Origin of the sequence: Halobacteriovorax sp. XZX-3, from assembly GCF_043196495.1 — a bacterium.
Taxonomy (GTDB): domain Bacteria; phylum Bdellovibrionota; class Bacteriovoracia; order Bacteriovoracales; family Bacteriovoracaceae; genus Halobacteriovorax_A.
In genome coordinates, this window is sequence record NZ_JBEBMO010000001.1 from 988,369 (window position 1) to 1,015,339 (window position 26,971).

Annotated in this window: 27 protein-coding genes and 1 riboswitch; of the genes, 7 read left to right on the forward strand and 20 right to left on the reverse strand. The window is 35.9% G+C overall.

Annotation, left to right across the window (positions count from 1 at the left end; genetic code table 11):
- Nucleotides 1-21: 21 nt before the first annotated feature.
- Complete coding sequence (locus ABMA70_RS04580; RefSeq protein WP_392991302.1) at nt 22-1,149, reverse strand: DEAD/DEAH box helicase; 1,128 nt, start codon at nt 1,147-1,149, stop codon at nt 22-24.
- 60 nt (nt 1,150-1,209) lie between these two features.
- Between ABMA70_RS04580 and ABMA70_RS04585 the strand changes: the two genes are divergently transcribed.
- Nucleotides 1,210-1,428 (forward strand): DUF3820 family protein, encoded by a 219-nt coding sequence (locus tag ABMA70_RS04585; protein ID WP_103216703.1) that lies wholly within the window; start codon nt 1,210-1,212, stop codon nt 1,426-1,428.
- Here ABMA70_RS04585 and ABMA70_RS04590 read toward each other — a convergent pair.
- From ABMA70_RS04590 to ABMA70_RS04600, 3 genes are all read right to left on the reverse strand, one after another.
- Nucleotides 1,425-1,868 (reverse strand): hypothetical protein, encoded by a 444-nt coding sequence (locus tag ABMA70_RS04590; RefSeq protein WP_392991300.1) that lies wholly within the window; start codon nt 1,866-1,868, stop codon nt 1,425-1,427. The two genes, ABMA70_RS04585 and ABMA70_RS04590, sit on opposite strands and share 4 nt — an antisense overlap.
- 73 nt (nt 1,869-1,941) lie before the next feature.
- Nucleotides 1,942-2,421 carry a hypothetical protein gene (locus ABMA70_RS04595; protein WP_146037758.1) on the reverse strand — a complete coding sequence of 160 codons (480 nt, stop codon included), beginning with the start codon at nt 2,419-2,421 and terminating at the stop codon, nt 1,942-1,944.
- On the reverse strand, nt 2,411-5,437 hold the full coding sequence (locus tag ABMA70_RS04600; RefSeq protein WP_392991298.1) for a hypothetical protein: 3,027 nt from the start codon (nt 5,435-5,437) through the stop codon (nt 2,411-2,413). Before ABMA70_RS04600 ends, ABMA70_RS04595 begins: the two co-directional genes overlap by 11 nt.
- A 249-nt stretch (nt 5,438-5,686) precedes the next feature.
- Here ABMA70_RS04600 and ABMA70_RS04605 point away from each other — a divergent pair, with 249 nt between their 5' ends.
- Entirely contained in the window at nt 5,687-6,355 is a 669-nt protein-coding gene (locus ABMA70_RS04605) for a hypothetical protein (protein ID WP_392991296.1), read from the forward strand.
- Here the strand turns inward: ABMA70_RS04605 and ABMA70_RS04610 are convergent.
- The 5 genes from ABMA70_RS04610 to ABMA70_RS04630 form a co-directional block, all read right to left on the reverse strand.
- Nucleotides 6,352-7,098 carry a Bax inhibitor-1/YccA family protein gene (locus ABMA70_RS04610; RefSeq protein ID WP_103216698.1) on the reverse strand — a complete coding sequence of 249 codons (747 nt, stop codon included), beginning with the start codon at nt 7,096-7,098 and terminating at the stop codon, nt 6,352-6,354. The genes ABMA70_RS04605 and ABMA70_RS04610 overlap by 4 nt on opposite strands.
- Nucleotides 7,099-7,153: 55 nt before the next feature.
- Entirely contained in the window at nt 7,154-8,476 is a 1,323-nt protein-coding gene (locus ABMA70_RS04615; protein ID WP_392991294.1) for a sensor histidine kinase, read from the reverse strand.
- A 163-nt stretch (nt 8,477-8,639) separates the two neighbouring features.
- The gene (locus ABMA70_RS04620; protein WP_392991292.1) at nt 8,640-10,130 is read right to left on the reverse strand and encodes a hypothetical protein; all 1,491 of its coding nucleotides are present in this window, start codon (nt 10,128-10,130) and stop codon (nt 8,640-8,642) included.
- 25 nt (nt 10,131-10,155) lie between these two features.
- Complete coding sequence (locus ABMA70_RS04625) at nt 10,156-10,722, reverse strand: pentapeptide repeat-containing protein (protein ID WP_392991290.1); 567 nt, start codon at nt 10,720-10,722, stop codon at nt 10,156-10,158.
- A gap of 44 nt (nt 10,723-10,766) precedes the next feature.
- Nucleotides 10,767-11,162: an acyl-CoA thioesterase gene (locus ABMA70_RS04630; protein WP_392856563.1), complete on the reverse strand. Its 396-nt coding sequence runs from the start codon at nt 11,160-11,162 to the stop codon at nt 10,767-10,769.
- A 17-nt stretch (nt 11,163-11,179) separates the two neighbouring features.
- Nucleotides 11,180-11,284, reverse strand: a riboswitch (cobalamin riboswitch).
- 85 nt (nt 11,285-11,369) lie between these two features.
- Here ABMA70_RS04630 and ABMA70_RS04635 point away from each other — a divergent pair.
- Entirely contained in the window at nt 11,370-12,002 is a 633-nt protein-coding gene (locus ABMA70_RS04635) for a hypothetical protein (RefSeq protein ID WP_392991288.1), read from the forward strand.
- A 30-nt stretch (nt 12,003-12,032) separates the two neighbouring features.
- On the opposite strand, the gene ABMA70_RS04640 is transcribed toward ABMA70_RS04635, so the two are convergent.
- The 4 genes from ABMA70_RS04640 to ABMA70_RS04655 all read right to left on the reverse strand — a co-directional run bounded on the left by ABMA70_RS04640 (nt 12,033) and on the right by ABMA70_RS04655 (nt 15,442).
- Nucleotides 12,033-12,434 carry a hypothetical protein gene (locus ABMA70_RS04640; RefSeq protein WP_103216692.1) on the reverse strand — a complete coding sequence of 134 codons (402 nt, stop codon included), beginning with the start codon at nt 12,432-12,434 and terminating at the stop codon, nt 12,033-12,035.
- A gap of 99 nt (nt 12,435-12,533) precedes the next feature.
- Nucleotides 12,534-14,036: a hypothetical protein gene (locus tag ABMA70_RS04645; protein ID WP_392991286.1), complete on the reverse strand. Its 1,503-nt coding sequence runs from the start codon at nt 14,034-14,036 to the stop codon at nt 12,534-12,536.
- A gap of 89 nt (nt 14,037-14,125) precedes the next feature.
- Entirely contained in the window at nt 14,126-14,467 is a 342-nt protein-coding gene (locus ABMA70_RS04650) for a hypothetical protein (RefSeq protein ID WP_103216690.1), read from the reverse strand.
- Between the two features lie 69 nt (nt 14,468-14,536).
- A complete protein-coding gene (locus ABMA70_RS04655; protein ID WP_103216689.1) occupies nt 14,537-15,442 on the reverse strand; it encodes a MerR family transcriptional regulator in 906 nt (301 codons plus the stop codon).
- A gap of 82 nt (nt 15,443-15,524) precedes the next feature.
- Between ABMA70_RS04655 and ABMA70_RS04660 the strand changes: the two genes are divergently transcribed.
- From ABMA70_RS04660 to ABMA70_RS04675, 4 genes are read left to right on the forward strand one after another with little or no spacing between them, the layout of a single operon-like run.
- On the forward strand, nt 15,525-16,910 hold the full coding sequence (locus ABMA70_RS04660; RefSeq protein WP_103216688.1) for a TIGR01777 family oxidoreductase: 1,386 nt from the start codon (nt 15,525-15,527) through the stop codon (nt 16,908-16,910).
- 18 nt (nt 16,911-16,928) lie between these two features.
- Nucleotides 16,929-17,462 carry a lipocalin family protein gene (locus ABMA70_RS04665; RefSeq protein WP_103216687.1) on the forward strand — a complete coding sequence of 178 codons (534 nt, stop codon included), beginning with the start codon at nt 16,929-16,931 and terminating at the stop codon, nt 17,460-17,462.
- A gap of 21 nt (nt 17,463-17,483) precedes the next feature.
- Entirely contained in the window at nt 17,484-18,440 is a 957-nt protein-coding gene (locus tag ABMA70_RS04670) for a YbgA family protein (RefSeq protein WP_392991283.1), read from the forward strand.
- 1 nt (nt 18,441) lies between these two features.
- Nucleotides 18,442-19,749, forward strand: coding sequence for a deoxyribodipyrimidine photo-lyase (locus ABMA70_RS04675; protein ID WP_103216685.1), 1,308 nt, complete (start codon nt 18,442-18,444; stop codon nt 19,747-19,749).
- A 7-nt stretch (nt 19,750-19,756) separates the two neighbouring features.
- On the opposite strand, the gene ABMA70_RS04680 is transcribed toward ABMA70_RS04675, so the two are convergent.
- The 7 genes from ABMA70_RS04680 to ABMA70_RS04710 all read right to left on the reverse strand — a co-directional run bounded on the left by ABMA70_RS04680 (nt 19,757) and on the right by ABMA70_RS04710 (nt 26,958).
- The gene (locus ABMA70_RS04680; protein ID WP_392991281.1) at nt 19,757-20,161 is read right to left on the reverse strand and encodes a hypothetical protein; all 405 of its coding nucleotides are present in this window, start codon (nt 20,159-20,161) and stop codon (nt 19,757-19,759) included.
- Between the two features lie 86 nt (nt 20,162-20,247).
- Nucleotides 20,248-21,642, reverse strand: coding sequence for a sensor histidine kinase (locus ABMA70_RS04685; protein ID WP_392991280.1), 1,395 nt, complete (start codon nt 21,640-21,642; stop codon nt 20,248-20,250).
- Nucleotides 21,643-21,703: 61 nt separating this feature from the next.
- Complete coding sequence (locus tag ABMA70_RS04690; protein ID WP_392991278.1) at nt 21,704-23,224, reverse strand: S8 family serine peptidase; 1,521 nt, start codon at nt 23,222-23,224, stop codon at nt 21,704-21,706.
- Between the two features lie 79 nt (nt 23,225-23,303).
- Nucleotides 23,304-23,756 carry a hypothetical protein gene (locus ABMA70_RS04695; protein WP_392991276.1) on the reverse strand — a complete coding sequence of 151 codons (453 nt, stop codon included), beginning with the start codon at nt 23,754-23,756 and terminating at the stop codon, nt 23,304-23,306.
- A gap of 90 nt (nt 23,757-23,846) precedes the next feature.
- Nucleotides 23,847-25,250 (reverse strand): sensor histidine kinase, encoded by a 1,404-nt coding sequence (locus ABMA70_RS04700; RefSeq protein ID WP_392991274.1) that lies wholly within the window; start codon nt 25,248-25,250, stop codon nt 23,847-23,849.
- A 190-nt stretch (nt 25,251-25,440) separates the two neighbouring features.
- On the reverse strand, nt 25,441-26,043 hold the full coding sequence (locus ABMA70_RS04705; RefSeq protein ID WP_392991273.1) for a DUF899 family protein: 603 nt from the start codon (nt 26,041-26,043) through the stop codon (nt 25,441-25,443).
- Nucleotides 26,044-26,121: 78 nt separating this feature from the next.
- Complete coding sequence (locus ABMA70_RS04710) at nt 26,122-26,958, reverse strand: LysR family transcriptional regulator (RefSeq protein WP_103216677.1); 837 nt, start codon at nt 26,956-26,958, stop codon at nt 26,122-26,124.
- Nucleotides 26,959-26,971 lie beyond the last annotated feature (13 nt).

Genomic DNA, 26,971 nt, shown 5'->3' on the forward strand with positions numbered 1-26,971 from the left:
AAAATTGCATAAAAAAAGGGCCTACTTAGTAGGCCCTTTTATATGGATATCAAGTCCAAGTTCTTTTTGAATTCTTTTAAAATATTTTTCTTCACTTGGTGAGATATAAGAGATAGCAATACCTCTTCTTCCCCCACGTCCAGTGCGCCCTATTCTGTGAGTGTAATTTTCAACTTGTTGTGGAAGACTAAAGTTTAATACATATCCTACGCCATCGATATCAAGCCCTCTTGCCGCAATATCTGTAGCAACAAGAACATGCATATTACCTTTTTGAAATTCTTTTAAGTTATAGATTCTCTGGCGCTGGTCTCGATCACCATGAATGGCACATGCTTTTATTTGATTTGCTTTTAAATGCCTCTCAAGCTTATTGGCATCTGACTTTGTTTTTACAAAGACAATGATACTTTTTACTTGGCGATCTTTTAAAAACTTTAATAGGAAGTCAGCTTTTCTTTCTTCTTCGACGAGATAGGCCATCTGACGAATCCCCTCATGCCTTGCTTTAACAGGTGCAATTTCAATTTTATGAGGATTCTGTAAAAGTTTATTTGCAATAGCTTCTACTTCTTTGGCCATCGTAGCAGAAAAGAAAAGGCACTGCTTACTTCCAGGAAGTCTCTTTAATACAAATTCAAGATCATCCTTAAAGCCCATATCTAACATACGATCTGCTTCATCAAGAACTAAGTGCGTTACTTCATCTAAAAAGATTTTTTCATCTCTTATAAGATCAACTAAGCGTCCTGGAGTTGCAACGAGGATCTGAATCCCCTTCGCAAGCTTTTGAACTTGTAACTTTTTTGCACTTCCACCATAAACAGCAAGAGTTGAAAGAGCTAGGCCCTTACCATACTCCTTAAAACTTTCTTCGACCTGCATCGCTAGTTCGCGAGTTGGTGCAATAATAAGTGATCTAATATGAAATGGTTTAAGTTTTGACTTACTCTTTGAGATTAAATCAAGAATAGGCGTCGAAAATGCGGCAGTCTTCCCACTTCCAGTCTGAGAGATCGCAAGAAGATCTTTGCCTTCTAATACAGCTGGGATTCCTTCAGCTTGAATCTGAGTTGGTTTTGTATAGCCCTTCTTTAAAAGAGCTTCTTCAATAGTTTGGGATAGCCCCAATTGCGTAAATTCTGCCATTCGTCATTTTTAGCAGAGTTTATAGGGGCCAGTCAATGTGTATTCCATTATACTAAGGATATGGAAGTTGCATTTAATAAAGAACATCTCTTAAAATTCGTCCAGACCACGATGCCATTTGGAAAGTACAGGGGCCGACTTCTTATTGATCTTCCTGATGAGTACCTCGTGTGGTTTTCGCAAAAGGGCTTCCCACAAGGAGAGCTCGGCAGACTCCTAGAAGAGCTTGCCGAGATCAAATTAAATGGACTTGAATTTCTATTCAAAGACCTTCGTTAGAAACAATCCTCACCAACTCTATTTGGCATTTGATGACTTAGAGTGTGTGTAAACTTAAATCCACGAATATTTGCGTTAATATTTTCTTGAAGAGACACACGACATTGACCTTGCGCATCTTTAGAAAAGAACTTTGTCAGAGTTATTTCAAAATCAATATCTTCGACGCCAGGGTTGTTGCCAATAACATCTTCAAGGTGTTGTGTATCGTACGTGAACATACATGGTCCATCTTCACCTACGTTACGGTGATTCATAATCGTCTCACCAGCAAGCTCCGGAACAATAACTTTAACAAAGAAAGTTTCACCATAACCAAGGCTCGTCCACTTAAGTTTGGCCGTACTAATATCAACTGGTAGTGTAACAGTACGCTTTGATAAAACTTTTTGATTAGCAAATGTCATAAATGAAAATAATAAGACAAATAGGACCTTCATTTCTCCTCCTCGATTCCTTTTGATGAAGAGATAATGGCCTTCCTATTAAGATAAATAAAATAACAATTACAAACTACTGTGATAAGTAATATTTATTATAAAGCATGGTACTCCAAAATGCGAGACCGATGACATTGAGAATAATTATTTGTGTGATACGAAAGAATTTTAATTTTTCTTTGTGCTTAATTCCTAATCCGAATTTATAAAGAGATAAAAGATTCAGAACGACAGGAACAAATATCATACCAAAGATAGCAAGTCTTAATGAGTCGTGCATATAATCCACTTCTTTTTGTGACTTACTTTCTTCAAGGTTTAAAACTTCGATGCCGTTTTTCTCTAAGATATACTTAGCATCGATATAATATAATTCTTCAACAGAAATCAAATACTCTTGGGCAGCTGCAGAGTTTAAGTAAATATGCTGATTCAAGTGGCCACTAGAAGAATGTACTTTGATACCAGCGCTCTCTAACATTTCCCTTACATGCTTTGCATCTTCTAAGATTAATGTCGTATAAATTTGCTTAAGCTTCATTTTAATTTGCAATTAATTTTCTAATTGCCTCCACACAATTTGTCTTACGTGAAAACTGCTTTCCACCATAGAAGTTAGGATCAAGTGTCGCACGATTAATCTCACCTTGTTTAGCCGATTCCACGCGAAGCTCTTGAAACTCTAAAGCTTCGGGATAAATCGGCCCAGTATACGCCTTTCCTTCCGAAGCTATTGCAGAGTTCTTCCCTCTTGGCCTAACAGCTTTTTCCCAACCATCAAAAACAGGATTATTCACAAGCTGATCTTTAAGTGGACGATAAAACCTCATATTTGTGTACTGCTCTACATTTGCAAGACCTTCACCAATAATTGGACGATATTCTCGCATTTCAAGTCCTAAGTCATCTGTCATTCTCTTAAGATCTTCAATAAGCCTTGCTGGATTCTTAAGATATTCTTCATGACTTACATTTTGTAACTCCCCTGAAATCTCATCTGTTGTATTTAAGGCCTTATTTAAGATGGCCCTGAATAACTTCATTTGTAGAGCACTCTCATAAGCATCACGAGGAGCATTCATTAAACGAACCTCGGCCTTTCTGATTTTCGGATTAACTCTAAAAGCAGGACGCCATGGAACTTTTGGATTAGATATATCGAAATCATCACTAATAAATTTTTCAGGGATAACATCTTGGAAATATGCCGAAACATCTAAGTGAGTGTAACGGGCCTTACGTCCAACACGTTTATTAAAATAGCCTTCATTATAAAGTGCTTTTTTTAGTTCAGTTTCTGTCCCATTCCAATTAGCAAGTTTTTGTGCAAACTCATCTGAGATAGCAACTGGCTCCGCACTCTTAACTCGATTTAAATCTTGAAACATAAATGCAATCACAGAACGATACTCATTGAAGACTGCAAGAAAGCGAGCAAACTCATGTGGCTTACCATCAAAGACTGTTAAATCAATATTTAAGTGACCACCACCGGCCTTAATATATGGAAGTGCATTATTCTTTTGAAAAGTATCAAATACCGCCTGCATCTCATCCATATTTGGTTCAAATTTAGGTGTGACAACTTCAATAGATCCAGCTCGAACCGAGTCAATAATGACATCACCTGCTGGAGTATAATTTCGGCCAATACCATCCCACTCAACTCTCCATGATCGATCTTTAGAGTCACGGATTTTAAAAGCAATATCAAGACCGTGGCCATGCCCATCTTCATACAGTCTTTCAACTTCCCCTTCTCCACCTAAACGATCACGAAGATCAGTTGCAAGTTTTTCAAGGTATGCTTCTTTTTCATCAGGTGACATATCCACACGAGTTTGAAGCCATGACATTTTACCGTCCATAAGCCTTTGGCGATTATAACCGCCATCTTCATTTTCAATCATAGCAAAATCACCCTGATACTTAAGGGGAAATTTTGCAGAATACTCAATACCAAGATCAACTTTATTTACGTCTATTGGCATATTCGTACCTGGTTTGAATTTATGAAAGTTTTCTGTGTCAGAAAAACTTCTCTGCGGCATCATGTACTTTCTGATGTCTTCTGTGATATTTGAAGAAGCAACCCATTCTCTTTGTAAAGAGATGATGGCCTTTTTCAAGTTCTCTCGATTAGTATGTCTTAAGCTTCCAACATCAATGAGATAATCCCTTGTTAAATTTTTAAGAATCGTCTTCTTAGTTTTCCCAAGAATCGGACATTCATTATACCAATTCCAAAGGACGACATTATAGCCTTCAAGGGATGCTTGATTAAGTTTATCGGCGGCCCTCTTCGCTTGCTCCATAGTTAGACCAAAGCGATGCTTTAAATCGGAAGCTTCTGCATAATGTATCGTCTCTTCATCAATGAGAGTCCAAGAGCGAATCTTTTCAATTCCAGAAAAGTCATTACGAGAAAAACGTGAAGCAAGTGAGGCTTGAATAAAACGTGCGACTCTTGCATTCTTTGTTCCAGAGCGAAATTCAATTGAAATCGAATCATTTACAAAACGACCTTCATAATCAACTCTTAAAGGTCCTCTATTGGTTTCTTCTCCATCGATAATTCCATTTGATATTTCCCAATCATCAAGAATTTCTTTATAGTCTGCCGTTTCGATTCCTGAGCGCCCGGCAATTCCCTCAAGAACAATAAGGGCCTGAGCGACTTTAGTAAGTTCTGCAGCTTTTTGACGATTAAATTTTTTCCCAACTGGAACGACCATACGTTGATGTCCAGGGGCCTGAAACAACTCTCCATTTCTTCCCATTGTCTTTTTAAACCACGCAATCATCTCTTGAAATTCACCATATGATTTTTGAGGTTTAAATAGAATTTCCCAACCAACCGAAGTTGGCTCGATATCATCTATATATTTTTGAAAAATACCGATATTTGGAACCATACGGTAGTAAGGTTTCAATTCTGTTTCGATATGTGGAAACTCACCTTTAAAGAATTGCCTTCTCGTTAGAGGCGAAAGATAACTAAATGGACTGTTATTTGTTTTACTTCCCCACTCATTCCACATTTCCTCAAGTTCATCCAAAGACGCTTCTTCTGGATTAAAACCATTCAGAAAGGAAATATCCATGGCCTTACTTCGCCCTTTTTCATCGAAGAGCTCTTGTGCAGGATCGTAGCGAGTTCCGTTTTCATCTACCCATACACGACTTGATTGACCCGGGGTATTGTTCATCCATTTTGTGAAGAATTCTTTTAAAAATTTGCGACGCTTCGACTCTTCAGTTGGAAGAATATCCATAAATGCTCTAACATCTGGACCTAGAATTCTAGTTACATACGAAGAGGAGCCTTCTTTCTCCGCCCCCCATGTAATAGAGCGTCGGCCAGAGCCTTTGACACCTATTGCTTTAGCATTATAGCCAACAGATGCTTCCATCATCTCTCCCCAAATCTCATAAGCGCTACTTTGTGTTGAAGCGGGTGTTCGCCAATCAATTTCAGGTAGATTATTTTTTACAAAATAGACCTGAGGAAAAACACCTAATAGAAGTGAAAAGATTAAGATAAAAGAAGGGTTCTTAATAAACTTCATGAACGTCCTTAATAAAGATTAATTATTCATTCACTTTTCGGAAATTCAACGCCCATACTTGATCAAAAGACTATTTTAAAAATAATTCCAATAACTTACAAGCTTGCCTAAGTCTAATGAGATACATATAATCGCGCCCATGAAAAATAAAAAACCACTAAATTACTGGCGTATCAGTTTTAAACTAGTCTTACTTGTTCTAAGTATTTACATCTGGTTTGCGCTCTACCAAGGAATGACTGGTAAGTAATGAAGGCCGCAGTCATTGGAATACTTTCACTAAATATCTTAGCGGCCATCCCAAGTCCCGGATTTTGTCTTGCGGACTATGCTACGAAGAAGTATATCCAAAATGATTTTTCGGCTCCCTATCCAAAGGAAGTCATTTTTAGTTGTCAGTATGATTGTCGCGATATGGAAAGTGAATCCATTGAAAAGATCACTGGTATTTCAAAGGTAAGTGTCTCAAATATTTCTGATGATGCTTTAAAAGTTGTTTGCCAGGGTGTTATTGTAAAAAAATCAAAATGGGGATACGACTACGATCGCACACTTGAGTTCTATGCTCATCAAACAAATATAAAAGAAGTAAAGAGCTGGGCAAATCACACTATTCCAACAGAGAATAAATATACGACAAAGCTTCTCACTGATTTCAAAAATCATCTTAATAAAGTCTATCCTAGCTATAAGATCGCAGGAGAATCGAAAACTGAAGTAGCAAAAGAATTTGCACAAGCAGCTTATGTTTTAGAAGAGATGGCAAAGCAATTACCTGAGAATAGAAATCTATTTGATGAATACCGACTAATGCTTGAGCAAAGAAATGGAGAAACGGGAAGTGAGCTAACGGCCAACAAGTTAGTCATGGACCAAATACTCTTTGGAGCAAGTTGGTCCATGAATATAAAAAATTAATCGCGTCGATTTAATTTTGAAAGAAGTCTTAATACTTCAATATATAGCCACACAAGAGTAACCATTAAAGAGAAGCCCGCATACCACTCAAGATATTTTGGTGCTCCCTGATCAACACTTTTTTCAATAAAGTCGAAATCTAGAATTAAACTAAATGCAGCAACACCTACTACAATAAGGCTAAATCCAATTCCCACTGGGCCATTTCCGTGAATCATTGGGATCGTTGTTCCAAAGAAAGACATAATGAAACTTACGAGATAAACACCCATGATTGCAAACATCGCCGTCATGATTACCTTTCTAAACATCCCTGTTGCTCTTACAAGGCCCCAACGATAAAGAAAGAATAAAGTAATGAAGGCAGAAAAAGTAATCGTTACAGCATTAAAGACAATCCCTTGAAATTGAAATTCATAGATTGCAGAAATTGACCCAAGAAGAAGGCCTTCACATAGAGCATAAACAGGAGCTGTAAACATGGCCAACTTTGGTTTAAAGATCGTAATAAGAGCGAAAATAAAACCGCCAATACCACCAATCAACGGATACATACCCATTTGTGGTTGCATTGAATTCTCCAGAGTACCTAGAGTTACATTCCATGTATAAATAAATGTCATAAGCATTAGAGCAAAGAGAATCATCCCTTTATTAAATACTCCAGAAAAAGACATTCTTTCATCTGATAAAGTTCCCGCCTTAAAGACGTCATTTCTTAGTGTCGGGTTTGTCGACCTCATAATTCCTCTTTTGTTATAATTTTAATTTATTATATCAAAAGCACAGAGGTTTGGTCTAAGAAAACAGAGTCTTTTTAAATAACAGAGAGAATTGTGTACCGTGATTGTCAGGTGATACTGCTTTTGTTTTTGAGTGCACAGAAATACTGCCATGACTAAGTTCTACAAAGGTCTTAACTATGGACATTCCAAATCCTGTTCCTTTTTCTCCACTTGTTCCAATTTTAGAAGGAATCGCATTATTTTCAAATAATACTTCTAATAACTCTTCCTCAATTCCTACACCCTTATCAATTAGATTAACTTGAACTCCATCATTTCTTTCAGTAACGGATATTTCAATTTCTTGGCCTGTTTCTGAAAATTTAATCGCATTTGATAATAGATTTCCAAAAATTTGATATTTTAATGCTGTGGAATTCCCCATGAAGTAAACATTCTGGTTTGCATTATAATCATACTTTAAGGTGATATTCTTATCATGTAATTTTGATTCAAAAACTCGATAGAGATATTCAATGATATGATTCAGATATACTTTCTCAAATTTTAACTCAACCTTACCTTGCTTAATTGATTGTAGATCACGAATCTGAGTTAAAATATTGCTTATTCCCGAAGTACATGAATTAATACGAGTTAAGCACTTTTGAATATCGGCATCATCATTAGTGGCCAATAACTTACTAAGCCTTTTAGCAGAGAGATTAACAACAGTAAGAGGGTTACTGATATCATGTCCTACTAATGTTAAGAGAGTATCAATCTGTTCCTTTTTTTCAACAATCGCTTGGTAGAAGCGATCTCGATCAATCATGTAAACAAACATAAAAAGAGAGTTCAAAAGAATAAAGCCAATCATGATCAGAACTTGACCTAAAACTTCTCCTGTTTCATTCAAGTAACTATGTAAAACAACACCATTTAGGTGCAAGATGAATAAATAAGTTGCGGCCAGAATAGATAAAATAAACCATAAGAGTAAATCTCTCCTGGTTCCAATCAAACCTGCAATCATAGGTAAAACTGCAAACCAGATAGGAGAAACACTAAAAAATCCTCCCGTTAAAATCGACCAAGAGAACTCATGAATAAAGCCTGCTAAAATTGTAATATTAAGAGCTAGTGATAAAGAACCAAAAAAGTAATAAAAAACGGGACTAAAAAAATGTATTAAACATGTTCCGATTCCAATTTGATAAAGAAGAGGGTTGTCACAAAAGAAGTATGAAATAACCAAATGCCCCCACATCAAGGGCGCAGTTAAGAAAACTGTATAAATATACAGGCTCAATTGTGAAAGATCTCTTACAGATAGATCAGGCTCCCTAAGGGCCAAGAATCTAATGATCTTATTAATAGGGTTTACTGGATTCATAACCATTTATTAATACCACGAACACAAGTTTTGTTTAGATAATTAAGATATTAATAGTAGATAAGCGCTTAAAAATAAAGATAAATTTAAGCGCTCAGTGCTATTTGTAATTTTCCTTAAAAAAGCTGTGCAACAAAAAATATTGCCAACGATCTATGGCAAGTTAGAATTGAATACTTGCTGATATTTTCTTTAATGGCATGTACTCTATCCCCTCTATTTTTAAAGATTTATCCAAATTTTTAAGCTCCTTCTTGAAGTTTTCAGCAATTTTTCTTTGCCTTGGATCTTTAAACTTATAGCGAGCATTAATTAGCTTTGTCACAGTAGTCGGTGAAAAGAATAGATTATCGGCCATTGAGTATTTCATCTGATCGATAGCATTGACCAGCTTTGATCTCTTGATCATCTTTGTATCTTTTGTCGGTGCTGCTTGTCTTAGTCGCAGTGGAACTTTTCTTTTATCAAGGATTCCGTAATTATAGTGATCCGTAGCGTGTGCAACAGTAACGGTAAAAAGATAAGTCGTGACCGCTCGAACTAATTTATCATCTTCGAAAATTTCTTTACTCGAAGGAAATTCATTTACATGCTGATTACAGTAATCGGCCCACTTACTAATCCAAAAGTCATCGGTACTCACATCAGCTAAAATATCTCTTACGAAATTATAAAATACTTCGTAGTAGCGTTTTAAGTAAATGCCATACTTACCCTCTACACTTGGCGATTTTAGTGAATAAGAAAATGGCGGGTATGAAAGATTACCTTTAATACCTTTATATCCTTCAACTAGTAAATCTCTTAAACCTTCAGGTCCTCCTGGGTAAGGAGCATAAGTCATCCACCACTTTTCTTGTAGAAGTGAACTCTTATAATTCAAGACTGCATTCTCTAGAGGAAGAGTAAATCTGAAGTGTGGAGATAATAATCTAAAAAGAATATGATCTTTTGGAAGAGATGTTTTTGAGATGGCGTTAATTGAATCAAAAGGAAAATGTAAAAGAGGATGAACAACAAGGGTTGCACATAGAGCACCACCTTGAAGAACAAAGTATTTCGCCAACTCCCAAGCATCACAAGGATTGGAAATATCAAATACTGTCTCTGTCTTTTGAACGTAAATTGCTTGAACTTTGAAACGTTTCCCTTCTTTGTAAAGAAGTGTTTTTGTAGCGCTCACATGAATACCTTCTAAAGGCTTAACAACACGAACTGCATCAAGGTCAACGACAAACCAGTTCTTTTCGTCTTTATTATATTCACTAAAACACTTCCAATCTTCATCATCCAATTTATCTGTTAGAAATTTACTCATCATGGAATAGTTTAGAAGATCTTCGAATTCTTTATTTGTTACTTCTTTAAGGCCAGGAAAGATTAGACCCTTTATAAAGTAGTATGGAGAGAGAGCTAGAGTGGCCACATAACGAGAGCCAATAAACATCCACCAATCAAGAGTTTCTCTAAGTGGTACATGAATAACCGCAGGAGACTCTCCCCAAGGGTGTACAGGAGAAGGTTGAGGCCATGGCCCCTTTCTCTCATACATGAAATCCTTTTGAGAATAGAGGTGCTTTGGAGAAGTTGCACTGTTGATCTGAGAGCGGATTTTATCCTTAACTCGACTTGAGAACTTGCCTTGATTTTTCATTTTGCCTTCCTAGCTTAAAAAAATATTATTCGATTTCAATACCAAAAGGACTCAAAAGGTTGAGGACTTCAGGCATTGAAAACTTACAGTTTTTTAAATTTGTATTTGCAATATCGATATAAAAATTTCGTGCATTAAGAAATTTAGAGCCTTTTAAATTGGCCCTTGAGAAATTAGTTCCCTGAAGATCGCTTTCAGAGAAATCACTCCCCTCAAATGTCCCTTGAGAAAAGTCTGTCTCTCTAAGAGATGAGCAAGTAAATTGCGCCCCATGAATTGTACAGTCCTGAAAAGATGCATAATCTAGAATACAATTTTTAAACTTAAGTTCGAAAAGAGTATTACAGTCTGCGAAGTTTAAACCAATACATTTAGAATCATTGAATGTAACATCACGAAATGTGGCACCTAGCAACTTCAAGTTACTTAAGTTTGAACCTTTGAAAGAACATTCGATGAACTTGGCCCCAGATACATCTATCTCACTTATATCAAGGCCGTTGAACTCACAGCAGATAAATTCACTACCCTTGAACTCACTAACCTCGCTAATATTATCAGTATCAAAAACTTCATCTTCAAAATATGGCATGAGAGCATTTTAAACTAAATTTATTAACGAGGCTATTTTAAATTTTATGAGAAAATAGGTACAGGTTTGCGATCATCATTAATAGCAACAAGAGTGAAACTCCCCTTTACTGCTTCAACTTGTCCCTCTTCGTACATACCTTCAAGCATTAGTCTTACTTCAACAACAAGACTGCTATTGCCAACCTTCGTAATCTCTCCTACAAGCTCGGCAAAATGCCCACCTGGAATAGGCATATTGAAGTCAACTCGGTCACTTGAGACAGTTACAAATTTCTTGCGGCCAAATCGAGTTGCAGTGATAAAGGCTACCTCATCCATCCACTTAAGCGTGTTACCACCAAATAATGTATCGTAGTGATTTGTACTATTAGGGAAGACGGCCCTAACTACCGTAGTTTTCGCGCGTGCAATAGCTTCGCTTAATTGCGCTTCATTCATAGATTCCTCCTCGGGATTAAAATTTTGCTAGCTTGGGATCGGACTTTACCGTTGCGGGACAGTGTTGGAATTACACCAACTTCACCTCCTAGCGCTAACTATCCTAAATCTCGATAAACTTAAAGGCAATAAGAATTACAATTAAGCTGGCTAATTAATGTGGCCGTGGTATTGAGAATCAACAATTATTAATTAAGGACACATATTATGAAGAAATTACTATCAATTGCGGCCTTATTTATTAGCTTCAATGCTGCCGCAGTTCAAACTACAGCAAGGCCATTTAGCTTTGATCTATATGCACCTACTAATGAGCTAAATTTTAAAGTTACTCTTGAGCAATGGTGCCGCTATGAAATTCCAGTTTGGGGAGATAGCGCGAAATTTGAAACAAAACATAAATCAACTGCTCTAGTTGAAAAGAAGTCTAATCAATCAAGTGGGTTAACTCGCTATACTTTTTCACTAAAGCAAGCTCAAAGCTTAGATATGACTGGATTTTTTAAGTACGGCAAAGAGTGTACAAGTGGAATTAAAATTCTGGTTCAAAGTGCAAAGTATGCGCTTGGTTGGGCAAATCAATATGGCCGTCCAATTGAGTTTAGCTTCTTAGATGAAATGTATGCTTATAAAGAATATGACACAGTATTTGAGCCAAGTGATGATAAGAATATTAAGCTATTTGAAGGTAATGAGATCTCGTTCGTATACGATTCTCTACCAAAGGCCAATCAGGTAAATGTAACGATTTTATCAAATGGTAAGAAAATACCGAGCGCTTTTACTAAAGGTGTTCTAAAAAATCCAGAAACTGGCTTACCTTACAAGTTAAAGAAATAAAAAAGGCCTCTTAAAGAGGCCTTTTATTTTTTAGTATCCTAATTTATCGTAAACAACTTCTTCTTGTTCAGTCACACAATCAGTAACTGCAAAGTAAAAATCTTGATTAAGTCTTGGCCAACCATTACGAGATACTTCAATCATTTGATCGTACTTTGTATATCCCTTGATTTCACATGTTGCTGCATATTCTGTTGCTGTGTAAGAATCATCATTTCCCCAAACTTCATCAAGAATAACAAAGTCTAAAACACAAGAGTTAGTTTCTGCATTACACTTAAGAGTATCAAATCTAAAATTAAAATCACCTTCACACCAAGTATCACCACAGATATTATCAATCTCAGTAACAACTTTACTTTCTTCTTGCTTAGTTAGAGTGTTTGCAAAAACAGACGATGCAAAAAATGCTAGAATTATAATTTTTTTCATGAGTAATCTCCCAAATAATGATTTTTCGGGAATATAGGCTGAGCAGAAGTGTATGTAAATCCGATTAATAATATTTACATGATACAATAATTAGATAGATTAAAAGAGCTCTTCGATCATCTCGATTCCTCTAGCAAGCTTGGCCGAGGCATCTGAATCCCTTTCATTTCGATCTGCAATATCTCTTAAATCTTGCGATTTTATCTTCTTAGAGAGCTTAAACTTTGCTGAGAAGGCTTTTTTATCAACATAAGCAGTAATTATAGCTGTAGCGTATGCTTTATTCACTTCAGCAATGAAGTTATTAACTGGTCGATAATTATTCGCTTCTTTAACTAGCTTCTTAATTCGGCCACTATCTTGAGACACTTTAAGACCTCGATCTTTCATTTGCTTCATAAACTCTTGCATTACACCAGCACCACGTGTGGCCAGTCCAAGAAAAATAGAATCAATATTTTTTTGATTCACAGGAATTCGACTAATATTCTTATAAATAAAGAGTTCTGCACTTACTAATCCTGTTTCACTTGATAGCGTTGCCATATCTCTTAAATAGTTTGGATCAATCTCATTTTTTGGATCATAACCCCCAAGACAGATATTACAGGCCGCTACTTTTGCAGATTTCTTATCAGAGAAACAACAAACTTCACAACCATAACTCACATCAATTCCATGGCCATGTCGATATCCTAAATTATGTAGAAGCTCATGAAATACAATTCCTTCAAGCTCATCTCTAGGTGGACCATTTTTAATTGAGTTTAAAAACCCTGACTTCATTTTTGGATTAAGTGAGACATATGGGCCATCCACCCCTAAGTTTTTCAATTTGTTGTTACCAACAGATGCGTTAGCAATTGTTCCTTGCCAAGAATAATCATTTTGATGACATATAACTGATGTCGGCTTTACTTTACCACTTAATTGAATATTTAAGAGATTGATAATATTGGCGATCTCAGCTTTTGCTCCAGTCTCTTTATTATTTGTTCCAAGCTCTGACAGACAACTCATTCCTTTATCAAGAGAGTTTCTCATAAGAGTTTCAAAATTATCATCACCAAAGTTTTCTAGACAGCTCTTATGTATTTGTACTCCGGGTGTAAATTCATAAAAGCCATTATTAAGCTTTTGTAGAATTGGATCAAAATCAGAAATCAAATCATCAAGCGAGTTGATGGATTTTAAAAAGCTCTCATATGAGCACGTATTTATCGCTTCGCTATGCTGAATATTTTGAATTCTTTTTTCAATAACCAAAAGACGCTTATCGTTTTCAATACGGTAAAGTTTATAAATCGATTCTTTCTCGAGTTTCTCAATGATTTCAATTCGATCAAATTTTAAATCGAAGTTATTATCAGATTCAATCGTCGTTAGATTTCCAACAACTTTCATCTGATAATCAAATTTTCCATCGTAATTACGATCATTCAGATGCTCAACAAGTCGCTGACTTTGGTAGCGAAAAATATTATCAATCTTTCCATCTTTATTATCATCAAACTCAAAGACTTGTTTTTCTTCGGCCTTGGCCAGAAGACTAAAGAAGGCCAAGATTATAATTGAAAGTATTTTAGAATGCGATTTCATCATGATATTTATTTATCGGAAGAATCATGAAAAAAATGACAAAAAAGGCCCACAATCGTGGGCCTTAAATATATGAAAATATATAGTCTAGATTACCAAGTATTGTAACAACGCTGACGACTTAACTTCTTTTGAGTTTGGTTATAGTAGATAGTACAGCTATGGTATTCATAGTGTAGCATTAACTTAACATGGTGATCCTCTTCCTCACCTACTGGCCAGAAATTAGGTGCATGACTAACCTCTAAATCCCATAGACGATCAGCTGTACAAAAAGCTTCTACAGAATCGTAATTTAAAAGATCAGCAGTGAATTGAATTGCTTCAACCTTAACAGCATCATTTTCAAATCTTAGACATTCATTTGATCCATTAATTGCGAATACTTGTGTGCTAATAAATAGCGCCACTAGCATCATAAGTGCGTTTTTCATAATTCCCCCTTATAAAAGTGAGGAAGTTTTACCTATCAAACAATAATATGACAAAACATATTGCGTTAATTAGGCCACTTTTGCGAGGAAAGTATTATCAAAAGTCTCGAAATCACCAATAATCTCGACAAGCTGAATATTTTTGAATTCAGGAAGCTCTATTGGATAGCCTCCACCAATAACGACTTCAATCTGACGCTCAAGTCTGTCGTCAATTTTTTGAAGATATGGAATAATACTCTTAAAGTAATCCCAGCTATCAGATGAAACAGCACCTAGGATGAGCCCCTTGCAGTTTAGGGCATTGATTGCTTCAGCAAGACACTCTGCTGGATTTGCGGCACCTAGATAGTAAGTTCCAACCCTTCTTGTTCGACATAGAATATCTGCAATCATAATTGAAAGCTCATGCAAATTTCCTTCCGGAGTTGCAAGAACATAACGTCCATTTAGATCATTATTAGGAAGACGTATCTGGCTCATTTGATCGCGTATAATCGTCGAAATAATATGTTCTTGAGTAACACTGTAACTTCCTTCAAAGACAAGTCTTCCAATTTTTTGCATAACTGGTAGAACTACTGAGAAGATAAAGTCTTGGGCACTAAGACTTAACCTTAGAAACTCTATTTCATTTCTCACACTTTCAATTTCGTATATAGCTAATGCTGAAAAGAGCTTATCAATTGATTGAGCAACCTTATCTTCTTCAGAGAGACTTGATTCACTAATAGCAATACTAAGTTCTTTAAGCTCGTCTAAAGACAGCCTCGCTACTTTGGAGATGGTTTGCCCAGACTTAATGAGTGAAGCAATCATCTTGGCGCGGGCCAAGTCTTCTGGGCCATACAAACGTTGACCGCCCTCATCGCGAATTGGGCTAAAAGCATTGTATCTCTTCTCCCACATGCGAATTGTGTGAGGCTGAACATTACAAATACCTGATATTATTCGAATTGCTACATTTTGCTTCATTTTTAACCTCAATATCTTACAATTAGGTGTTTAACTGTTGTATATTATATTATATATACAAGACCTATACAAGGAGTAATTAATGGGAATTATAATTACTGGTGCAACAGGGCTTATCGGCCGTGAATTAATTCATGAATTGGCCATTCATGGCCATGAAGATATTCGAGTACTGAGTCGAAATCCTGAGAAGGCACAGGCTTCTTTTAATATTCCAATCAAATGCTTTTACTGGGATCCACAAAAAGGTGAAGTCGATAAAGACGCATTTAATTCTGTAGATACTATCATTCATCTTGCTGGTGAAAATATTGGTGCAAGAAGATGGTCTAAAAAACAGAAAGAAGAAATCGTAAACTCTCGAGTGTTATCAACTCGACTACTCGTCAACACTATAAACGAAAATAAAACTTCGATTAAAAAATTTATTAGCGCAAGTGCGATAGGAATCTATGGCAATCGAAGTGGAGATCAAGTCTTAGATGAGCAAGCAGGCTTTGGAAGTGACTTTCTCGCTAAGACTTGTATTGCATGGGAAAAAGAAACAGAGAGACTCACTAATAAGGATATCTTGGTTAATCATGTAAGAACAGGGATAGTGCTCGCAAGCAATGGCGGTGCTCTTGAAAAGATGCTCATCCCATTTAAGCTAGGAGTCGCAGGAAAGCTTGGTAGTGGGAAACAGATGATGAGCTGGATTCATCTCGCAGATATGGTGGCCATCTATCGCTTTCTTGTTGAAAATGACTTCGAAGAAAGTGCATTTAATGCGGTTGCTCCAAAAGCCTATTCAAATTCTAATTTTACAAGAGTAATGGGAAAAGTTTTAAAACGACCAACAATCCTTCCTGCTCCAGGTTTTGCTTTAAAGATAGCACTTGGAGAAATGTCGACATTAGTGTTAGACGGACAAAACGTTTACCCAAAGAATCTCTTAGATAAAGGCTATTCATTCAAATTTGAAAATCTGGAAGATGCGCTACAAAATCTGGTGGGTTTAGAAAAAGAATTTAAACAAGTTCAATGGGTAGAAAGGCCACTAGATGAGGTTTTCGGCTTCTTTAGTGACGAGAAAAATCTTGAAACAATAACGCCAGATTCTTTAAGTTTTAAAGTCCTAGGAAAAAGTACTCCACAAATAGAAGCAGGAACAATTATTGATTATCAACTAAGTCTTTATGGCCTGCCATTTAAGTGGAAAACAGAAATATCAAGTTATGATCAAAATAATGAATTTACTGATACTCAGTTAAAAGGCCCTTATAAAAAATGGGTTCATACCCATGGATTTAAGGTATACGCAAACGGTACTTTAATGACAGATAATGTTTCCTACATGGTTCCCATGGGACAACTAGGTAGTATGGTCGCAGGTGCCTTTGTCAAAAAAGATATTAATAAAATTTTTAACTATCGTAGCCAAAAATTATACAAAATTTTTGGTGAGACTAATAACCATGCTGAATAAAATTTAAGAGGAGAAGAAATGAAGAAGCTCATGTTACTTATTGCCATTTTATCAAGTTCACTAACTTTCTCTGGATCGTCACTTCCACTAGATACTGTCGATTATGTTGATCTACAAAGCTATCTTGGTAAGTGGTATGAAATTGCTCGCTTTGAACAGAGTTTTCAAAAAGGCTGTGCTGCAGTTACAGCAAATTACAGTCTACGTTCTGATGGTGATATCGAAGTTTTAAATACGTGTCGCCAAGGTTCACCAACAGGAGAATTAAAAACTGCCAAGGCCCGTGCTTGGGTTGTTGATAAAGAAACTAATGCTAAGTTAAAGGTACAATTCTTTCTACGTGGAATTAAGCTGCCAATCTTTGCAGGAAATTATTGGATCTTAGATCTAGGCGAAAATTACGAATACGCTATGGTTGGAGATAGTTCAAGAAAGTATCTGTGGATTCTTTCAAGAACAAAAGAACTTGATGAGAAAATCTACCTTGAGCTTATTGCCAAGGCGAAAGATCTTCACTTTGATGTTTCTAAACTAATTAAAACAAAGCACTAATTGCTAAATAAGGAGAACCCAATGTCTTTGCGTCCTAAAATTGCCATAAGCTCTTGTCTGCTCGGTGAGAATATTCGCTATAATGGTGGTCATTGTCGTGAAGACTGGGTCTACTCTGAACTATCAAAATTTGTAGACTTTGTACCAGTATGCCCTGAGTTTGAAATGGGCCTAGGAGTTCCACGGGAAGAAGTACATTTGTTCAAAGTTGATAAACAATCTAATGAAGTACGCTTAAGATCAAAGTTTACTAAAAAAGACCTTACGGAAGAAGCAAATCAGGTTTATCAAAATATTCATGCACGTATAGCTAACGAGGAAATAAATGGTCATATTTTTACAAGAAAGTCCCCTACTTGTGGAACTGACAACGTAAAAACAATTACCCTTAGTGATGAAAACTACGTTACGAAATCAACAGGACTATATGCTCAATATATTATGGATACGATGCCAACTCTCCCATTTATTGACAGTGGTAGAATTAAAAATCTGGAGCTACGAGAAAACTTTGTAAAAAAAATATTCTCTCATTTAAGATTTCAACAACTCGATGGATCGATAAGAGAGCTACAACTATTTCATCAAATGTATAAGTACTCTATTATGGAACATAATCAGAACAACTTAAGACTCCTAGGTGGAATAGCTGCCAATCATGAAAAACTTGAAGTTAGTGAAGTCTATTCAAAATACTTTAAGCTCTTCATGGAAACACTCGATATTCTCCCTACAAGAAAGAATCGACTAAATGCGTGTTTTCATGTTTTTGGCTATTTCAAGAAAGATCTCACAGCGCATGAGAAAGATATTCTCATAAAAATGATGGAAGACTATAAGAATGGAATATCTAACTATTTAACAGTTAATTCCTTTTTGAACATACTAACGAATACACACAAGAAAACTTACCTTCAAGATCAATACATTTTTGGGCCTTATCCAAAAGACTTGAAGCTTCTAAAAAATATTGCATAGAATGAGAAAGAAAGAAGAAGTTAATATATTTTGGTTTAGAAGAGACTTAAGACTTAGAGATAATCGTGGTTTACTCTATGCCCTTCAGTCTAATAAACCAGTTATACCGATCTTTATCTTTGATAAAAATATTCTTTCCAAGTTAAAAGATGAAGATGACCTAAGAGTAAGCTTCATTCACGATGCAATTCAAGAACTCAAGGAAGAACTAATTGAACTAGGAAGTGATATTCTTGTATATCACTCAACTCCAGAAGAAGCATACAAAGATTTATGTGAAACCTATACTATTGAGGAAGTTTTTACAAATGAGGACTATGAGCCTTATGCGATAAAAAGAGATAACAAAGTTGAGAAGATTCTAAAAAGTGAAGATATAAAATTCTCACGCTACAAAGACCACTGTATCTTTGCAAAAAATGATATTTTAAAAGAAGATGGTAAACCTTATGTTGTCTACACACCTTTTAAAAATAAGTGGCTTAGTACACTTGCACCAAAAGATATTGCAACAATTGAGACTCATAAATTCTTTAATAACTTTCACAAGTTTAAAGCGAAAGGCTTTCCAAGTTTAAATGAGCTAGGTTTTACTTACAATGAGAAGGCCAAGGATCAAGTGAAGACGATTAAAGGTAAGATCATCGATAGCTACGATCAAAACCGTGATATCCCAGCACTAGATGCAACCTCAAAGCTTGGTATACATCTACGCTTTGGAACAGTCTCTCCTCGAAAGTGTGCCCAAGTGGGCTTTAAGAGAAATCAAGTCTGGCTTAGTGAGCTAATTTGGCGAGAATTTTTCATTCAAATCATGTATCACTTCCCTCACGTGATCGATGGGCCATTTAGAGAAAAGTACGGCCAGATTAAGTGGAATAATGACAAGAATCTATTTAAAAAATGGTGTGAAGGAAAAACCGGTTATCCAATCGTTGATGCAGGAATGAGAGAGCTTAATGAGACAGGCCACATGCATAATCGCGTGCGAATGATTGCTGCCTCTTTTCTCGTGAAAGACCTTCTCATTGACTGGCGTTGGGGGGAGGAGTACTTTGCACGTAAATTGAATGACTTTGAGCTGGCCTCTAATAATGGTAATTGGCAATGGGTTGCAGGAACAGGGTGTGATGCCGCTCCATATTTTAGAATTTTTAATCCCTATACACAGCAAAAGAAATTTGATCCTGACTTTAAATATATAAAGAAATGGGTACCCGAGTACGGAACTTCAGAGTACCCTAATGAAATTATTGATCACAAAATTGCTTATCATGAAACACTAAAAGCCTATAAGGCCTGTGAGTAAGAAACAATTAAATTGTTACACAATCAGTAATTGAACGCACTACTTTAAAATCTGAACCATAATCATCACTTAGATTATATTCAACAGTGATTTCATCATTTGAGTATTCGTCTGTCGCGAAATCTTCTTCACAGCTAAGAATCTCAATACGATCGTGTGACCCTTGATAATAGCGCCCATTCATATCCTGTGCTGCTTGATGAATTTGACTGCATACTTGTGATGCATCACCTACAAAACAAAATTGGCGTGCTCTAACAGCATCACTAACTTCATAATTAAAACTTGAATCACTAAAACCAATGATAGCACCAAGCTTTGAATCCGAAGTGATGATAAATGTTGAATTTGAAGAATGTGCAAACGCACTGACTGCACTCATCATAATGAGTGACTTAAAAATTGTTTTCATATTGAGCTCCCTAATACTAAATATGTTTTCCAACTTCTAGCATGATGATCTCAATAAATAAAACACTAATAGAATCTTAACGAAATCTAAAAATTAATGACAAAGGTAGTGTTTTCACTATCATTATCGATAAATAGCTTATATCCCGAGCGCTCAATAATCTGCTTAGTAATTGCAAGGCCGACTCCATGTCCGTTTCCGCACTTCTTCTTCGAGTGTCCTAACTCAAAGATACCTTCTTGAACCTTGGCCGGTATCCCCTTTCCACTATCGATAACTTTAATAAAGCGCTGAGTTGAAGATGCTACGACCTTAATCCATGGAGAATCCGTAGTTTTAATCTCATCTAAAGAGTTTTTAATGAGATTAACTAAGCAAAGACTAAGTTCCGTTTCATTTCCCTCAATTGCAAAATCATCCATCTCTATTTCAACTCTAACACTATGACGTGCAATCTTATCACTAACTAGTTCAAGAGCATCTTGTGTTATTTGGGAAACAGAGATCTTTTCTTTCGATGATGAATAATTCTTTTTAAAAATATTCATATAAAGGTCAGTTACTTCAAGGATCTTTCCAATATGACGACGCAGCTTTTGCGTATAGGGAGAGAGTTCCTTATCTACCATTTTATCAAGTCTATCGTTAGTCGTACCTAAGACAAAGAGATGATTTCTTATGTCATGAGCAATACTTGCAGAAGCAAAACCAAATTGAGCAACTTTAGAGAGCTTAACCATATCTTTTTCAAGGTTGTACATTTTAGTAAAGGCCAAGTCTTGATAGTACATATTAAAGCGCATTGATTCAAAGACATAACCTAGGTAATAGATCGGCACTAGATATCCAATTGTTTCAGTACCAATTAATGTATCCCAACAAGATACAAATAAAGTAAGAAGAATACCTGCTTTAAAAAGATACTCCTTGCCCTTTCTCTTATTTAACTCACTCCAAATCACAACCGTCGTATAAAGAATTGTTATAATTCCAAAAAATCCGACAACAACAACTAAAACGCTTGGATATATAGTTAAGTTTAATGCTTGAGTAAAAAGAGTTGATGGAGGAGTTGTGCGAGGAATAAACATGAGGTCGATATCTGTTAGCAGGTAAAGGAAACCTCCTATAACTTGGAAAATAGAATGACCTATACAAAAAATCTTGGCCGGCTTTAATAACTTTATATCCTGACCAAGAAAGCCTTCAATTGCCTTTATATAACAATAGTAAGTGAAATATGCGAAGAACCAGTAAGTGAGTAGAAGAAAATTTGAAAGCTTAATATCTGAAACGTGAGTATTGACGGCAATTAGGATGGCGTATGAGCCTGCTCCCAAACACATTGCGATATGCCAGAAGACCTTACGACTAAGCAACTTTCTAGAGGTATAAACCCCTATAGAAGCTTGGTATAAGAAAAACGCAAATGCGAAGGTCGTTACATATCTAGTAAGTACCTTATATTCTTCGATGCTCATACATTAAATATACTATATTTAAAATAATTAAAACACCTAAAAACATTCGAATTTATTAAAATTATCTCAAGCTAGTTGGTAAAGGTCTTATGACTCCAAATTTTGACTCAATTGAGTTCTTCTTAATACTCTGTTCCTTCATTAACTCAACGATTTCTAATGCACTCATATTAGGGTTTTGTTCCATAAGATGGGCCGCCATATTAAGGGCCATTGGCGAGGCCATCGATGTTCCCGAGTGACGTATTTTCATATCACCAAGAAGGGCCGCCTCAACTTTTGTTCCTGGAGCAAAAAAGTCAACAAAGCTAGAACTATAGTTTGAATAATCTGCCATTTCATAATTTTCATCATTTCGCCAATCACTATCTGTTGTTGCACCAATAGTCACAACATTAGGATAAGTATAGCAAGCTGGGTACATACAATCACGGCTTCCATTCAGAAAGCGCCCATCATTTCCAGCGGCCACAAAGAAGACAACCTCAGGATTGTTCAAGAATAGGTTTTGCATACTTCGATATGTTTTACGATCAACTAGCCCTAGTGACTGGTGCGGAAATGAAAAACTCATATTTACGAAATCAACTTCTGATTTCTGTAGCTTTGCTGAAATCATATCGAGATATTTCGACTCTCCAAAATCTCCAGCAAAGGCCAGAAGAGATGCCGACTTTAAACCACGTAATGCAATTGAAGAAACATGCGTTCCATGCGATGTAATTGGACCAGTTGTTCCCTTAGCCTTAATCGTTTCAAATGGGATTCCGTAAACTGCAGCTTTTTGAACAGAAGGAGCACCCGTTCGAGGTAAGAATCCTGAAAATGGATTCATAAACTTGATATCGCTATCACCATCAAAATGGACGCCCAAAATATTATCAATAAATCCATCACCATCATTATCTTCTTTATTAAAAGATTCATTTGAATTGATTAGGATATGATCTTGAATATCGACATGGTTATGATCAAAGCCAGAATCAATAACAGCAATTTTCACAGTGGCATCTTTAGGCCCACCGTTAACCTCACCTACTTCATTTTGAATATAGTCACCGATTTTGACGTCATCATTATTGAAAACATCAAATCCGATAATGCGATCAGCATCGTAGATAAACTTATATTTAAAATCTTCACCGTCTGTATTAATAACTTTTCTCTCGACAATAGTACCTTCAGATATAGTGTCAATACTTTCTAAAACATGGGTTCTCTTATCAAAACCATATTCTTTTAAAATAACTTCTTGATTATTTATCTTTTGTACTAATACCTTTGACTGTACATGGTTCCCCTGAGTATTAAATACTGTTTTAAAGAATAATGAATCACTTTGATAATCAAAGGTAATACTTGAAATCTGTTCTCCCTCGATTGTATAGAAGTTCTGCTTTACTAATCTATTATCTAAATAGAACTCTTGGGAAGAAAGGCCATTAGTCTTTTCAAAATACTTTGAAATACTTTTCTTAGTACCTTCAATGCATGTTTTGACATTGCCATCAAGAGTACAAGTCTGCGCAGCAAAAATATTAGTGATAGAAACTAGGGAAATAAAAAAAGGGATTATTTTCATAATCCCTTTATATCTTAATTTTGAATTTTATATTTGTTCTTTGAAAAAACTATGTCCAAGATTAAACTTTAGACACTTCTTAGTTTAACTCACAAGTGTAGTTAATTTTATTTTTCTTGAATAGAAAACAACGGTAGCTAACATTAATTGATACAGAGTTTTCGTCAATTGAAATTGTCTCTTTATAGTTAGAAGCACCACCAAAATCACCACAAGCATCTCCACCTGGACGATTAGAGTTTGTTGAAACAAGAAGAGTATCTGCATCTGTTAATTCTGCACTATCAAGAAGTGCAACTGAAACAGGATTTGCATATAGTTCAGGAGTATCAAACTCAACTCTTACAGCATCACTATCCTTCTCAACAAGAACAGTACAATTTCCTCTTTCTTCACCATTCATGATTACCTTACCAGACTTACCGTCAAAGCTTTTTAGGTCAGATACAAAGCTATTAATATCAGAGTTTGCTGATACATTCGCTCCAAATGCTGAAAGCGCAATTAAGATTGCTAAAGAAATTGATTTCATATGATTCTCCTTATTTTTAATGTCTTATAGAGAACCTTATACCTAAGAAATAAAATTTAATCAGCTTAACATGTAATTTTAACCTACCTGTCAAAAATCAATCACAAACGTCGTATTTAGCTCATCGCGATCTAAGTCGAGCCTAAAACCGGCCCGTCCTAGTAATTCCTTAGTGATGGCAAGACCTATTCCATGCCCCCCAGCACTTCCCTTGGTCGTATAGCCGAGACTAAAAAGCTCCTCTTTACTCACAGTAATCACCCCATGCCCACAATCTATAATCGACAACTTACGGGTGTCTGCATCCGTCTTAATTTTGACCCAAGGAGCATCGTACTTCCCCTCTTGAGAGACCTCCTCAAGAGCATTTTTTAAGATATTAACTAAGCAAATCGTTACCTCTGTTTGATTGCAACATAAGTCAAAGTTTGCGATATCCACTTCTAATTTAACGCCTGCCTCTCTAAATTTTGCAGCAACGAGCTCTAAGGCTTCTTCAATGACAAATTTAATCGTCGTATCAGATTTAATATTATTAGTATTCTTCTTGAAGACATCCATATAGAGATTAGTGATTTCAGTTATCTTATCTGTATGTTTATCAATTGAAAGATACGTCTCTTCAGGGTTTGTTGATCGCCCCCTAATTAAGCGCTCAATAGAAATTTTAATAATAAAAATATGATTCCTAATATCATGAGCAATACTTGCAGCAGCGAAGCCAAATTGTGCAATTTTAGAAAGTCTAATAACCTCTGTTTCTAGGTTATACATTTTTCGATAACTTAAATTACGGTAGTAAATATTAAATCTAACTGCTTCAAATGCGTTCCCAAAATAATACAGAGGTAGAATAGCTCCAGTTACTTCAAGTCCAAGAAGTGAATCATTTAATACGACTAAAAAACTTATTATAATTCCTAACCGTAAGAGGCGCTCCTTCTTCTTTAATCGATTTAATTCTAACCAGACCATTGTGCATGAATAAAAGACCACAAGGGCACCGATACCCCCAAGTGCCTTCCCCATCAGATTTGGAGAAACATTAAAATTCATTGTTCTAGCGAAGAGACTATCTTTTACATAATTATGCTTATCAAAGAGAAAGTTAAAATCAAAAGCAAGTGTAGTGAAGGAACAAATAAGCTGAGTAACAACGAAGAACAGACAAAATGTCTTAGCAAATGAAAGACCTTTAACTTTATGCCCGAAATAAATCTCAACCGTTCTTAGGTAACAATAGAATGATGAGTAGGCACATATCCAAAATACAATAAGAATAAAATCAGATAACTTCTGATTAATAAAATGCGTATTAAAAGCAAAAACAAAACAGTAGCATGCAGTTGAAATACACATGGCCGCTGGCCAAAGAATATTACGATCACGTATCTGATAATAATTCGCAAGGCTAGCAAAGAACTGATAAACGAAGAATGAAAAAACAAAAGTCGTTAAATATCTTGTAAATGAAATATATAAGTCAAGCTCCACAAACGTTCCTCTAAGTAAATGACTTAGCGATTAGTATAATAGAGATTAAACTCCATTTAATTAGACCAACCAAATTATCTTGATATTCTCTAATTATATCAATCGGTTACCCTTTAAACCTCAATGAAGGTGAATGGCAAGAGTTGTATTCGAAAGATTTTCATATAGCCAAGAATTAAAGTCGAGTCGACTAGATAAGATTCTCTCCTCCATCATCTAATTGCTCAGGACGACTCCAATAACTATACTGCGGCGTCCAGTCACTGGATGATACACCGGCCAAAGATAGAATATTCCACATAGAGCAAAATTCATCTCCAGGACCGAATGCCGCAGAATTTTTTCGATACACCTTAGTGCCAACTTTTTGGTAACAGACAATTCCAGGCATATTCTCCTCACCTGCAACGACGCTTTGATCCTTAATATATTCTCCTCCCCCATGAGATAACATATTAAAACGCCACCCTCTCTCATTTGCAAAACGACGTTGTACGTCTGGCCTGTCTTTTGATACCAAAACGAGTGAACACACGCTCTCAATATGAGAAACAAAACCGTTAATTCCATCTCCCCACAATGTACAATAACGGCATCCTTGTCCCATATTGTGTATTATAATGAGCTGATCCTTATCCCCAAAAAGATCATATAAATTCACTGCACCTGCAGTGCTTCGAAATGTATAATTTTTAACTTCTTGCGAGGCTTGATCTCTACGTAGAGCCGCAACCTTTTGAGTTAACTCAAAAAGCTCCTTTTCCGCATCTCTTAGTGCTGAAACATTTTCCATATAATCTCCAAATGAATGAATTTATATTCAAGTGCACACTAGAAGCTGTCAATTTAGGAAAGGTAAAGAATAGAAAAGCTATTTTAAACAATTGATTAATTCTTCAATAAGCCTTTTTGTATCTCTATTTTCAAGAAAGTTTTGTCGTACACAGATATATATTCCGTGACTACTGTCTTTCTTCTTATAAATTTTTAATCCACCAGAATTATTGAAACTTGATTCAGGTACGACACAAAAATGGCCACCAGCTTCACAAAGAGAAAGCATTGCCTTATGTGAGTTTACACAACCTATGATTTCAAATTTAGATCTCCAATTTTTACCTAAAGTTTTGTGTAAGAATTCTTCTGTATAAAGGTCTTCATTACGATATGTGACGAGCTTTCTTTTGCGCTTACCATCCTCTTTCTTAGGGCCAACGAGGTAGGTGCCGTCACGAAAAACTTCAAAAAAGCTCAAGCTCTTTTGAGCAGGAATAATATGAGTCATAATGATATCTAACTCTCCTGCTTGTAATTTATCGATAAGATTAATGGCCGAATCGAACTGGAGATCAAAGTGACCAATTCTTTCATTTTCATGTAAGTCATTTAGGGCCGATAAGAGATATTTTTCACCTGCCTCAAAGATACTCCCAACTTTCAGATCAATTTTCTGTTCTTTATTATGAATGGCGCCACTAATTGTATTAAAACTAGGCAGGACTTGATCAAGAAACGCCTGTCCTTTTAGAGTTAATGATGTTGTTTTGTTTGAGCGAACAAAAAGCTCATAACCTAATTCATCTTCTAGAAGTTTTATCTTTCTTGAGATCGCAGGTTGAGATGTATTTAGCTCCCTCGCTGTCTGAGAAAAATTTAAGTTCTGTCCAAGATGACAAAATACTTCAATATAATTGAGATTTATATTCATAGCTTTTAGCTAC